The 12172-nt window shown below is 62.1% G+C and carries 11 protein-coding genes; 4 read left to right on the top strand and 7 right to left on the bottom strand.

Annotated features, from left to right (window positions below; genetic code table 11):
* Positions 1-80: 80 nt before the first annotated feature.
* The 3 genes from AC6I7Z_RS15405 to dgt form a co-directional block, all read right to left on the bottom strand.
* Positions 81-1238, bottom strand: a complete 1158-nt coding sequence (locus AC6I7Z_RS15405) for a CdaR family transcriptional regulator (RefSeq protein ID WP_497814848.1) — start codon at positions 1236-1238, stop codon at positions 81-83.
* Between the two features lie 172 nt (positions 1239-1410).
* On the bottom strand, positions 1411-2838 hold the full coding sequence (gene degP, locus AC6I7Z_RS15410) for a serine endoprotease DegP (protein WP_497814849.1): 1428 nt from the start codon (positions 2836-2838) through the stop codon (positions 1411-1413).
* A gap of 135 nt (positions 2839-2973) precedes the next feature.
* Complete coding sequence (gene dgt / locus AC6I7Z_RS15415) at positions 2974-4464, bottom strand: dGTPase (RefSeq protein WP_497814850.1); 1491 nt, start codon at positions 4462-4464, stop codon at positions 2974-2976.
* A gap of 91 nt (positions 4465-4555) precedes the next feature.
* Between dgt and mtnN the strand changes: the two genes are divergently transcribed.
* From mtnN to AC6I7Z_RS15430, 3 genes are all read left to right on the top strand, one after another.
* The gene (mtnN, locus tag AC6I7Z_RS15420) at positions 4556-5254 is read left to right on the top strand and encodes a 5'-methylthioadenosine/S-adenosylhomocysteine nucleosidase (RefSeq protein ID WP_033749569.1); all 699 of its coding nucleotides are present in this window, start codon (positions 4556-4558) and stop codon (positions 5252-5254) included.
* Positions 5247-6041, top strand: a complete 795-nt coding sequence (gene btuF / locus AC6I7Z_RS15425) for a vitamin B12 ABC transporter substrate-binding protein BtuF (RefSeq protein ID WP_497814851.1) — start codon at positions 5247-5249, stop codon at positions 6039-6041. The genes mtnN and btuF overlap by 8 nt, the downstream gene beginning before the upstream one ends.
* Positions 6042-6164: 123 nt before the next feature.
* Positions 6165-6416 carry a hypothetical protein gene (locus AC6I7Z_RS15430; RefSeq protein WP_497814852.1) on the top strand — a complete coding sequence of 84 codons (252 nt, stop codon included), beginning with the start codon at positions 6165-6167 and terminating at the stop codon, positions 6414-6416.
* 32 nt (positions 6417-6448) lie between these two features.
* Here the strand turns inward: AC6I7Z_RS15430 and erpA are convergent, their stop codons facing one another.
* Complete coding sequence (gene erpA / locus AC6I7Z_RS15435) at positions 6449-6796, bottom strand: iron-sulfur cluster insertion protein ErpA (RefSeq protein ID WP_033749565.1); 348 nt, start codon at positions 6794-6796, stop codon at positions 6449-6451.
* Between the two features lie 211 nt (positions 6797-7007).
* Here erpA and hemL point away from each other — a divergent pair, with 211 nt between their 5' ends.
* Positions 7008-8288: a glutamate-1-semialdehyde 2,1-aminomutase gene (hemL, locus tag AC6I7Z_RS15440; RefSeq protein ID WP_497814853.1), complete on the top strand. Its 1281-nt coding sequence runs from the start codon at positions 7008-7010 to the stop codon at positions 8286-8288.
* A 189-nt stretch (positions 8289-8477) separates the two neighbouring features.
* Here the strand turns inward: hemL and fhuB are convergent, their stop codons facing one another.
* From fhuB to fhuC, 3 genes are read right to left on the bottom strand one after another with little or no spacing between them, the layout of a single operon-like run.
* Positions 8478-10457, bottom strand: a complete 1980-nt coding sequence (gene fhuB, locus AC6I7Z_RS15445) for a Fe(3+)-hydroxamate ABC transporter permease FhuB (RefSeq protein ID WP_497814854.1) — start codon at positions 10455-10457, stop codon at positions 8478-8480.
* Complete coding sequence (gene fhuD / locus AC6I7Z_RS15450) at positions 10457-11332, bottom strand: Fe(3+)-hydroxamate ABC transporter substrate-binding protein FhuD (protein WP_497814855.1); 876 nt, start codon at positions 11330-11332, stop codon at positions 10457-10459. The genes fhuB and fhuD overlap by 1 nt, the downstream gene beginning before the upstream one ends.
* Positions 11333-11342: 10 nt before the next feature.
* On the bottom strand, positions 11343-12140 hold the full coding sequence (fhuC, locus tag AC6I7Z_RS15455; RefSeq protein ID WP_497814856.1) for a Fe3+-hydroxamate ABC transporter ATP-binding protein FhuC: 798 nt from the start codon (positions 12138-12140) through the stop codon (positions 11343-11345).
* Between the last annotated feature and the right edge of the window lie 32 nt (positions 12141-12172).

Here is a 12172-nt window from a genome sequence, read left to right on the forward strand (position 1 = left end):
CCTGCTGTTGCTTGCTACAGAAGGCGCCAGCGCTCATACCAGTCGACAGAAGGCCAGCCAACGCTGGCCTTTTTGTCATCTCAGCTCTGCTCGTCCAGCTGCAACGCCACATAGAGCAGCAGACGATCGTCAAACTGGCTGAGATTCAGTCCGGTCAGCTCGGAAATGCGGTTCAGCCGATACTCCAGCGTGTTGCGGTGAATAAAAAGCGCGCGTGCCGTAGCGCTGGGCTGCACGTTATGGGTAAACCAGGCCACCAGGGTGCGCCGCAGCAGACCGTTATTATCCATGCTTTTCAGCCGCGCCAGCGGACGCGCCAGCTCATTCGCCTGCCAGCCGCCGCGCAGGCTGTCGAGCAGCACCGGCAAGACTAAATCCTGATAGAAATAGCTGCGCAGCTCCGGCATACGCTGCTTGCCGACCATCATGGTGGTGCGCGCGGTGCGATACGAGCGCGCAATGCTGCCCGGCCCGGTAAAATAGTTGCCGAGCGCGATGCGCATCCGCACCTGACCGCTCTCTTTCATACGCTGCAGCAGCTGTTCGACGCGCTTGCGGTGATCGTCCTGATCGTAGCGCCCGTGCGCATTCAGCGCCGGCTTCAGCACCACCATCTCCGTCAGGGAAACAATGGCGATCAGGTTATCGCGCTCCGGGGTAGTCAGCAGCGTTTGCAGCTGCTGCAGCTCTGACATAGCGCTGTCGACGCCGAGCTGTCCGCTGTCGACCTCTACCACCGCCGCCACGCGCGGCTGATTGAGATCGATGCCGAGACGCTGCGCCCATTCGGTGAGCTGCGGCGTCAGGCTTTCGCTGCGGATAAGGTTCAGCACCAGCTCTTCGCGCAGGCGGCTGTCCTGCGCCAGCATATGCAGCAGCCGGGTCTGCTCCAGCATCATCTCCGCCGTCATGCAGACCAGCTCGCCGTAGTGACGCAGCGCGACCGGATCGCCGGTCAGACCGATGACGCCGACAATTTCGCCGTCGATGCGCAGCGGCAGATTAATGCCAGGCCGCACGCCGTGCAGATGTTTCGCCACCGCCTCGTCGATGTCCACTACGCGCCCCTGGGAGAGCACCAGCAACGCGCCTTCGTGCAATTCGCCAATACGCTCGCGATCGCCGCTGCCGATGATACGGCCGCGCGCATCCATCACGTTGACATTGCTGTCAATAATCTTCATGGTGCGCGCCACGATATCCTGCGCAAGGCGCGCATCGAGATGATAGGTTGCCATCTGTAAATCCTGACAGAGAGTGGATGCTACAGCATACGCATGGCGGCGAAGCCAGGCATTGTGCAAATGCACAGAGCCAGACGGGGATTTACAGGTTTTGCGGCTCCGGTCACACTCTGAATCGCGCCCATAAAAAAGGCGGACCGAAGTCCGCCTGATGAGACAAATAGCGTTACTGCATCAGCAGATAGATGCTGCTGTCGCCGCGCTTAACGTTCAGCGCCAGCACCGACGGTTTAGTGTCGAGGATTTTACGCAGTTCGCCCAGGTTGGCGACGCGCTGCTGGTTGACGCCAAGGATGATGTCGCCTTTTTTCAGGCCGATACGCGCTGCGGCGCTGTTGGGCTTCACGTTGTCTACGCGCACCCCTTTATCGCTGCCGTTGTCGTTGCTCAGGTCTGCGCCTTCGATGCCGGTGTAGATGGTGGCAGACTGCACTTTATCCTGCGTGCTCTGCTGCAGCTCGACGGTCACGCTTACCGGTTTGCCGTCGCGCAGCAGGCCAAGCTGCAGTTTGGTGCCGATCGGCAGCGAACCGACTTCGGCGCGCAGGGCGGCAAAACTGCTCAGCGGCTTGCCGTTCATCGACACCACCACGTCGCCCGCCTTCACGCCCGCTTTCGCCGCGGCGGAGTTCGGCAGCACCTGGCTGACGAAGGCGCCGCGCTGCGCGTCGACCTTCATCGCTTTCGCCAGCTCGGAGTTAAGCTCGGCGCCGAGAATGCCCAGCTCGCCGCGTTTCACCTGACCGAACTCCACCATCTGTCCGGTGAGGTTTTTCACCATATTACTCGGGATAGCAAAGCCGATGCCGATATTGCCGCCGTCCGGCGCGAGGATCGCGGTGTTGATGCCGATCAGCTCGCCGTTGAGGTTCACCAGCGCGCCGCCGGAGTTGCCGCGGTTAATCGCCGCATCGGTCTGAATAAAGTTTTCATAGTTTTCGACGTTAAGCCCGCTGCGTCCCAGCGCCGAGACGATGCCTGATGTGACGGTTTCGCCCAGGCCGTACGGGTTGCCGATAGCGACGGTGTAGTCACCGACGCGCAGGTTGTCGGAGTCGGCGATTTTAATCGCCGTCAGGTTTTTGGCGTCGATCAGCTGCACCAGCGCGATATCGGAACGCGGATCTTTGCCAATGACTTTGCCGTCATAGCGGCGGCCATCGCTGAGCTGCACCTGAATTTTGGTCGCGTTGTCGACAACGTGGTTGTTGGTCACCACATAGCCTTTTTCGGCGTTGATCACGACGCCAGAGCCAAGCGCGCGGAATTTTTCCTGTTGAGTGTTGGGGCCAGCGCCGCCCGCGCCGCCCTGACACATCGGCGAGCTCTGGAAAGGCGAGCCCTCCTGGCAGAACGGCGAATTATCGCCAAAGAACTGCTGAAACTGCGGCGGCAGACGCGGCGTTTTTACCGTGGTGCTGCCTTCGACGCTGATGCTGACCACTGACGGCATCACTTTTTCCAGCATCGGCGCCAGGCTCGGCAGCTGCTGGCTGGTAGAAGAAGCCGATTCAGCGGCGAAAACGGCGGCAGGGCTTAACGCCAGGCCAAGACTGAGCGCCAGCGCGCTCAACGTTAGGGTGTTTTTTTTCATTCGTATTAGTCTCATCCAGTAATAAACGTCAGACCCTTGCTGTGGTCAGTTATGAGATTAATCTTTTAACGCGAAGTTCCAGCAAAAGTTTGCAGTAAAGGTAAAAATTTATGCACGCTCTTTACAAAAGCCCAGTTATTCCACCGCCATCAGCCGACGGTACTCATCCCAAGCATAAAGATCGGTCATGCCGCTAATATAATCCTGAATCAGGCGAAAGCGATAATATCTCTCCCATAGCAGCCGCTGATATTTATGTTCGACCACCAGCGTGCGCATTTTCTGCTGATAGGCCTTACGATGTTTTCCTGAAAGTTTATGAAACAGGCGCGTTTCAATCGGATGCTGGCGCAGAAAGTCCTCGTTAATCAGCGTAGTAAAGGCTTCAAAGGTGAGCGTCATCAAAGGTTGATATATTTCTAACAATCCCTTAATGACTCGATAACCTTGTAATTCCAGCTGTTCAACTTCGGCATGGTTAAATACGTGGCGACGCGCCACCGTTTTAAACATCTGCAATAACCTTCCCTCTTCACCGTCGTCCTCTAATAGCGCATGATTAAAATCGCCGTTGAAAATAGCGGGCAGATTATCGACGAAACGCTTTACCGCATGGCTGACCAGCACGCTCTGCACATTAACGCGCAAGGACATAAAGAACTGATCGCTTCTGCTGCGACGCTTTTTGTTACAGGCTTCGCGCCAGGCATCGCCAACCGTTCGACTAAAGGCGTCGTTATTTTTAATCGGCCCCCAGTTCTTACATAAATAGTCATAAAGCGCATCAATGTTAAATATATCTTTTTCGACCGCGTCGTCCAGATCGGCGATGCAGTAAGAGATATCATCCGCCGCTTCCATAATATAGGTCAGCGGAAAACGATGGTGCTCCTCCATATGGGTCGCTGCGCGCAGCTCGGCGATATAGTCGCGCTCGGAGAGGTAAAAGCCCGGCTTTTTCATCAGCGCGCTGAACTGCTCGGGCTTCTCGCCCTGCCACCAGGCGGGCGCGGTATATTTCAGGATGCAGGCGACCTGCGAGTAGCTGAGATTAAGCTGTAGAAGGGTATGCACCATGCGGATCGCCTGCGCGTTGCCTTCGAAGTGGCACAGATCCTGGCGGATCATGGCGTTGAGCTGGTTGAAATCGGCGCGCTGCTGCTCGCCTTCGACGCCAGCCACCAGCGGGTCCACCAGCTCCAGCGGAAGGTGCTCTTCAAACCAGTCGTTAATGGCCGCCTCGCCGAAATGGCCGAACGGCGGATTGCCGACGTCGTGCAGCAGGCAGGCCATCTCCACCAGACTTTCGAACGCGCCCTCCATCTCGTCCAGCCCGTACTGCGCCAGACCGCCCTGATTTTTCAGGGTTTGCAGGATCTCTTTGGCGATATAGCGTCCCGTCTGCTGCACTTCCAGCGAATGGGTCAGACGCGAGCGCACCGCCGCGTTGCGCTCCAGCGGAAAGACCTGGGTTTTTTGCTGCAGTCGGCGGATCGCCGCCGAGTTGATAATACGGCCACGATCGCTCTCAAAGTGGCGGGTAATATAGTATTCCCCTTCCGGATCTTTGCGCGTGTTATAAGGGCGGGTGAAACTGATCTTCTTCCTGAAATTAACCGTCGCCATCGTTACCCCTCTTGAATCAATCGCCTGCCAGCCATGCTAGACTATGCCCTAATTTTTACGACCACTTCCACCACATTAGCGAGACCTATTTATGAAAGCAGGCATTATTGGCGCGATGGAGCAGGAAGTGACCCTGCTGCGTGACAAAATCGAGAACCGCCAGACCCTGACGCTGGCCGGCTGCGAGATTTACACCGGCACGCTGAACGGCGTTGAGGTCGCACTGCTGAAATCGGGCATCGGTAAAACCTCGGCGGCGCTGGGCACCACCCTGCTGCTGGAGCTGTGCAAGCCGGACCTGGTGATCAACACCGGCTCGGCCGGCGGTCTGGCGCCGACGCTCTCAGTTGGCGATATCGTGGTCTCGGACGAAGTACGCTATCACGACGCCGACGTTACCGCCTTCGGCTACGAACCAGGCCAGATGGCGGGCTGCCCGGCGGCCTTTACCGCCGATGCGCAGCTGATTGCCGCCGCGGAAGCCTGCATTAGCGAGCTGAACCTGAACGCGGTGCGCGGCCTGGTGGTCAGCGGCGACGCCTTTATCAACGGCGCCGAACCGCTGGCGCGCATTCGCGCTACCTTCCCGCAGGCGATCGCCGTGGAGATGGAAGCCACCGCCATCGGCCATGTTTGCCATCAGTTCAAGGTGCCTTTCGTGGTGGTGCGCGCCATTTCCGACGTCGCCGACAAAGCGTCGCATCTGAGCTTTGAAGAGTTCCTCAGCGTTGCGGCGCAGCAGTCGTCGCTGATGGTGGAGAAGCTGCTGGCGCGCCTGGCGCGTGGCTAAATCGCTCTGGCCGATGGGGCTGCTGCTGTTTTGCGGCAGCCTGTTCGCCGCCGCGCCGCGCGTTATCTCGCTCGCCCCCCATCTCACCGAAATGGCGTTCGCCGCCGGCATTACGCCGGTCGCGGTCAGCGCCTGGTCCGACTATCCGCCCGCCGCCCAAAAGCTGGAGCAGGTGGCCAACTGGCAAGGCGTTAAGGTCGAGCGCATTCTGGCGCTAAAGCCGGATGTGGTGCTCGCCTGGCGCGGCGGCAATCCGCAGCGCCAGATCGATCAGCTGCAGCGGCTCGGCGTTAAGATCGAGTGGCTCGATCCCGGCTCGCTGGACGAGATGGCGGACGCCGTCGCGTCGCTGCAGCGCTGGAGCCCACATCCGCAGCAGGCGCTGGAGGCCGCGCAGCAGCTGAAGCAGCAGGAAAATTCCCTGCGCGCGCGCTACGCCGCCCTGCCCGCCGTGCCGCTTTTTCTGCAGTTCGGTCAGCAACCCCTGTTTACCGCCGCGCGCGACACCCTGCAAAACGACATCATCACGCTGTGCGCCGGAAAAAATATTTTCGCCGACAGCCGCGTCAGCTGGCCGCAGGTCAGCCGCGAGCAGGTGCTGATGCGCCATCCGCAGGCGATCGTGGTGGCTGGCGACGCCGCGCAGGCGCAGAGCGTGGCGCGCTTCTGGCAGCCTCAGCTCGCCGTGCCGGTCATCGCCATCGAGGATGACTGGATCAGCCGTCCCGGCCCGCGTATGCTGCTGGCGGCAAAACAGCTCTGCGCCGCCCTGCACCCGGAACAATAAATCAGCAGAAAGCGATTAAAGATCCCGCTAATTTTGCCGTTAATCAATAAACGAGACGCCGACGCCACGTAAGCTCAGCGTCCTTTTATGCGCTTCGCGCATTTTGCACACCAGGAATCAAACATGACCAGAGCCTTGCTGCTGGCCTTCGCGCTCGCGACCGTCGCGCCCATTGCGACGGCGTCAACCACGGGAACGATAGGCGTTCAGCTGATTATCTATTCGCGCTGTGAAGTTAACAGCCAGCCGCAACGGGCAATGCCGCAGATCGATTGCGGTCGCCGCATCAACGCGCAGCCGCGCGTGACGGAAAGCGTGCTAAAGAAGGATAGTATGCGTAAGGAAACGGCGAAGCTGGTAACCGTTGAATGGTAAGAAAAAGGCCGTCGCAAGACGGCCTTTTTGCATCAGATACTGAAAGAGGAGCCGCAGCCGCAGGTGGTTTTGGCGTTCGGGTTGGTAACGATAAAACGCGATCCCTCCAGACCTTCGGTGTAGTCCACCGAGCCGCCGACCAGATACTGCAGGCTCATCGGATCCACCACCAGCGCCACGCCCTGTTTCTCAATAGTCATGTCGCCGTCGTTCATTTTGTCGTCAAAGGTGAAACCATACTGAAAGCCGCTGCAACCGCCGCCGGTAATATAGACGCGCAGTTTCAGATCGGGGTTCTCTTCGTCGGCAATCAGGTTCTTTACCTTGCTGGCCGCCGCATCGGTAAACTGTAACGGCAGTGCTGCAACATCATCACTCATCTTATACTCCGGTAAAGGTCCAGGCCATAAAACGACCTCAATTGCCGTATTATCCGCCAGCGCGATAGCGCAATCAAGTTTTGCCCTTCGCACTCTGTGCCGCCAGCCTTCAGCTAAGGTAAGTATAGCGCGCCCTTTCTGGCCTTTCGTCCTGCCGTCGTCTTCCCGTAGAATGGCGCGAGATTTTTTATGAACCGCTGGAGCCGAATAAATGAGTAAGTCCGAAAACCTGTTTGCCGAAGCGCAACGCCTGATCCCCGGCGGCGTTAACTCGCCGGTGCGCGCGTTTAACGGCGTAGGCGGCACGCCGCTGTTCATCGAGCGCGCCGACGGCGCCTGGCTGTATGACGCCGACGGCAAAGCCTATATCGACTATGTCGGTTCATGGGGCCCGATGGTGCTGGGCCACAACAATGTCGAAATCCGCAATGCAGTGATTGAAGCGGCCACGCGCGGCCTGAGCTTCGGCGCGCCTACCGAGATGGAAGTGAAGATGGCGCAGCTGGTGTGCGAGCTGGTGCCGAGCATGGATATGGTGCGCATGGTGAATTCCGGCACCGAAGCGACCATGAGCGCCATTCGCCTGGCGCGCGGCTTTACCGGCCGCGACAAGATTGTGAAGTTCGAAGGCTGCTATCACGGCCATGCTGACTGCCTGCTGGTGAAAGCGGGTTCCGGCGCGCTGACGCTGGGCCAGCCGAACTCCCCTGGCGTGCCGGCCGATTTCGCCCGTCACACCCTGACCTGCACCTATAACGATCTCGACTCGGTACGCGCCGCGTTCGAGCAGTACCCGCAAGAGATCGCCTGTATTATCGTCGAGCCGGTGGCGGGCAACATGAACTGCATTCCGCCGCTGCCGGACTTTCTGCCTGGCCTGCGCGCGCTGTGCGACGAGTTCGGCGCGCTGCTGATTATCGACGAGGTGATGACCGGCTTCCGCGTGGCGCTGGGCGGCGCGCAGGCGTATTACAACGTGAAGCCGGACCTGACCTGTCTCGGCAAGATTATCGGCGGCGGCATGCCGGTGGGCGCCTTCGGCGGACGCCGCGAAGTGATGGACGCGCTGGCGCCGACCGGGCCGGTTTATCAGGCGGGCACCCTTTCCGGCAACCCGATTGCGATGGCGGCCGGTTACGCCTGCCTGACGCAGATCGCCCAGCCGGGCACTCATCAGACGCTGACCGAGCGCACCACGCAGCTGGCGCAGGGTCTGCTGGCGGCGGCTGAGGCGGAAAATATCCCGCTGGTGGTGAATCACGTCGGCGGCATGTTCGGCATTTTCTTCACCGACGCCGACAGCGTGACCTGCTACGCCGACGTGACGAAGTGCGACGTTGAGCGCTTTAAGCACTTCTTCCACCTGATGCTGGAAGAAGGCGTTTACCTTGCGCCTTCCGCCTTCGAAGCGGGCTTTATGTCGCTGGCGCACAGCGCCGAGGACATCGACCGCACCGTCGACGCCGCGCGTCGCTGTTTTGCAAAGCTGTAAACGCGCTATTCGCTCAGACGGCTAGCCTGTCAAAAAGCGGATGACAGGGGCTGAAGAGCAAAGCGTCCCGCGACAGGGATGTCGCGGGCCGAGCGAGCAGGGATGCCTTGAGCGACTTTGCGATCAGACCCTGTCATCCGCGTGAGCACGCAATCAACAACGTCAGACCGGCATATTGCCGGTCTTTTTTTATCGCGAGCGTCTTAGCAGCCAGATAAAGTAAGGCGCGCCGATAAAAGTCGCCATCAGTCCCGCCGGCAGCTGATCCGGAAACGCCAGCATGCGTCCGCACCAGTCGGCCAGCAGCATCAGCCCCGCGCCGAACAGCCCCGCCATCGCCATCTGCGGCAGCGCGCGGCGGAAACCGAGCATACGCGCGATATGCGGCGCCATCAGGCCGACAAAGCTCAGCGGCCCAATGGTCAGCGTCGCCGCGGCGGTCAGCGCGGCCGCCAGCAGCATCAGCGCCAGACGCGAGGCGTTGAGCGCCATGCCCGCCGAACGCGCCGTAGCGGAGCCAAGCGGCAGCAGCGTCAGCCAGCGGCTGGCGAGCGGCGCCAGCGCGGTCAAAACCAGCGCCAGCATCGCGCTCTGCATCGCCGCCTTTGCGCTGATAGTGTAGGTGGAACCGGAAATCCAGCTCAGCAAGCCGCCCATACGCGGATCGCCGCTCGCCAGCAGCAGCATCAGCAGCGTGACGAACGCGCTGTTCAGCGCCATCCCCGCCAGCAGCATACGCTCCGGCGAAAAGCCGCCGCGGCTCGCCACCAGCATAATAATCATCAGCGTTCCCGCCGCGCCCAGCGCGCCCGCCGGCAGCAGAAACGCCAGCGCGTCGCCCGGCACGAAAAACAGCATCACCACCACGCCGAACGCCGCGCCGGAGCTGATGCCCAGCACTTCCGGGCTGGCCATGGGATTGCCGGTCAGACGCTGAATCAAACAGCCCGCCACGCCGAGCATCAGCCCTACCGCCAGCGCCGCCAGCAGACGCGGCGCGCGCCACGGCAGCAGCTGATGGAACAGTTCGCCGCCTGACCATACCCAGCCGTGCGCGTCGCGGCCGAAGGCGAGCGCGATCCACACCAGCAACCCGAGCAGCGCCAGACCGACCAGCGACCAGCGCCGCACCGCGTGCCGTTCCGCCGGCACCCTGTCGCCCATATCGAGCGGCGGCGCCGCCGCGCCGGTGCGCAGGCGCGGCAGCAGCCAGAGCAGCAGCGGCACGCCCGTCAGCGCGGTCAGGGTGCCGGTAGAGACTTCACGCCAGTGGGCAGTGAGCCACAGCACGCAGGCGTCCGCCAGCCACAGCAGCAGCGCGCCGATCAGCGGCGCCAGCAGCATGCGGCTCAGCAGCCGACGCGCGCCCAATAGCTTCGCCAGCAGCGGCGCGAACAGGCCGATAAAACCGATAATGCCCGCCACGCTCACCAGCTGCGCGCTAAGCAGGATCGCCAGCGCCAGTGTGCCGACGCGCGCCAGCGCCAGCGCCAGGCCGAGATTTTTCGCCACGCCGTCATCCAGCCCCATCAGCGTGAGCGGACGCAGCAGCGCCAGCGCCAGCGCGAAGGCGAGCAGCAGACGCGGCCACAGCAGGCTGACGTTCTCCCAGCCCATCTGGTTGAGCGTGCCGGTGCTCCACAGAAACATCGTCTGCAGCTGGTCGTGATTGAAAATGGCGAAAATCTGATTCACCGCCCCGCTGTAGAGGCTCAGCACCAGCCCGGAGAGGATCAGCGTGACCGGCGACAGCCGTTTGCCCCAGGCGACGCCGAACACCACCGCCCCAACCGCCAGCGCGCCGATCAGCGCCGCCAGCTGCGTCGTGGCCGCGCCGCCCGGCAGCTGCCACAGCGTGGCGACGGTAATGCCGAGCTGCGCGCCGGAAGAGACGCCCAGCGTGGTCGGCTCCGCCAGCGGATTGCGCAGCGTCTGCTGGAACAGCAGGCCCGCCAGCCCGAGTCCGGCGCCGACCAGCAGCGCCAGCCCGAGCCGCGGCAGCAGGCTGTAGTGAAACAGCATCTGATCGATGTTGTTGCGATCCGGCGACAGCAGCGCCTGTGCCCACTGCGCCGACGGCAGCGCCGCGCGCAGGTTTGTGACGCTCAGCAGCAGCGCCAGCAGGAAAAGCAGGCTCAGCAGCGCGGCGGGGAAATAACGATGGCGCATCAGCGCGTCTCCAGCGCGCGTTCCAGCACGCGAACAAAGTGCAGCGCCGACAGGGTCGCGCCGTAGTACCACACCGCCGGGACCCGCTGAAAGCGTCCGGCACGAACAAAGGGCAGCGCCTGCCACAGCGGGCTGCGGCTGAGCTGCGCCATATCGGCGTCGTTAGCGTGATCGAAGCAGATCGCCTCGACGTCGCGCAGATGCGCCAGCCGCTCAATGCCGATCACCGCGCTGCCCCAGAAGTTGGTTTCTCCCTGCCAGGCGTTGGTCAGCCCCAGTTGCTCCATCACTTCCAGAAACAAGCTGTTTTTGCCGAACGCCAGCGCATGCCGGCTGTCCATCAGCGACATCAGCAGCACCGGACGCGCGGCGTAGGGCGCCAGACGCTGGCGGGCGGCGGCCAGCTCGCGATCCAGCAGCTGCAGATGCGCCTCCGCTTCGGCTTCGCGGCCGATACGCGTCGCCAGCGCGCGCAGCGAATCGCGCGCCGCGGAGAGCGGTTTGCCGTCGCCGCGGTTGAGGTCAAAGCCCATGATCGGCGCGATGCGCTTGAGTTTTTCCGGCGGCGGGCCATAGCCGTTCGAACAGAGGATCAGCGAGGGTTGCAGCTGGGTCATCAGCTCCAGATTGGGTTCGGTGCGCAGCCCGACATCTACGGTCTGCGGCGGCAGCGGCGGCTCGCCAACCCAGATGTTGTAGTTGCGCGTATCGGCGACCGCCAGCGGCGCGACGCCGAGCGCCAGCAGCAGTTCGGTCGGCAGCCACTCCAGCGCGATAATACGCTGCTGCTCAGGCAGGGCGGCCCGCAGCGGCAGCGCGCTTAGCCACGGCGTCAGCGCCAGCGCCGCCAGCAGGCGACGACGAGAGATCTCCATGCTCAGGCCCTCAGTAGACAAAGCTGACCGGCGCGCCGCCCTGCGGATGCGGCAGGATGCCCATAGGAATGCCGTAAATCGCGCCCAGCACCTCGGCCTGCATAATGATCTCCGGCGCGCCTTCGGCAATCATCTTGCCATTGCGCAGCGCCACCAGATGGTCGCAGTAGCGCGCCGCCATATTGATATCGTGCAGCACGGCGATCACCGTCAGGCCGCGTTCGCGGCTGAGCCGCTGGATCAGCGCCAGCACCTCAACCTGATGGGCGATATCCAGCGCCGAGGTCGGTTCGTCCAGCAGCAGGCAGCGGCTGTTCTGCGCCACCAGCATCGCCAGCCAAGCGCGCTGACGCTCGCCGCCGGAGAGGCTGTCCACCAGGCGCGCGGCCAGCGGTTTCAGCCCGACCTGCGCAATCGCCTCCTCGACCCGAACGCGATCTTCATGGCTGAAGCGGCCCAGCGCGCCGTGCCACGGGTAGCGGCCTATCGCCACCAGCTCGCGCACCGTCATGCCTTCGGCGGCGGGCAGCTGCTGCGGCAGATAGGCGACTTCGCGCGCGAAGGCTTTGCCGTTCCACGCCTCGACCGGCGTTGCGTTAAGCAGCACGCGCCCCTCGCTGGGGCTCTGGTGCCGTCCCAGCATTTTAAGCAAGGTGGATTTGCCGGAGCCGTTATGGCCGATAAGCGCGGTCACTTTGCCCGGCGGAAAAGTTAACGAGAGCGGATGCAGCAGCGTGCGGCCGGGCACGTGAAAGCTGACATTATCCAGCGTAAAAGTGGCTGCGTCGTGCGGAGGCTGCATGATCATCCCAGGTTAAACGGGCGCCGCGGCGCCCGGTT

The organism is Pantoea sp. X-Soil-MYKO-1289 (assembly GCF_059730625.1).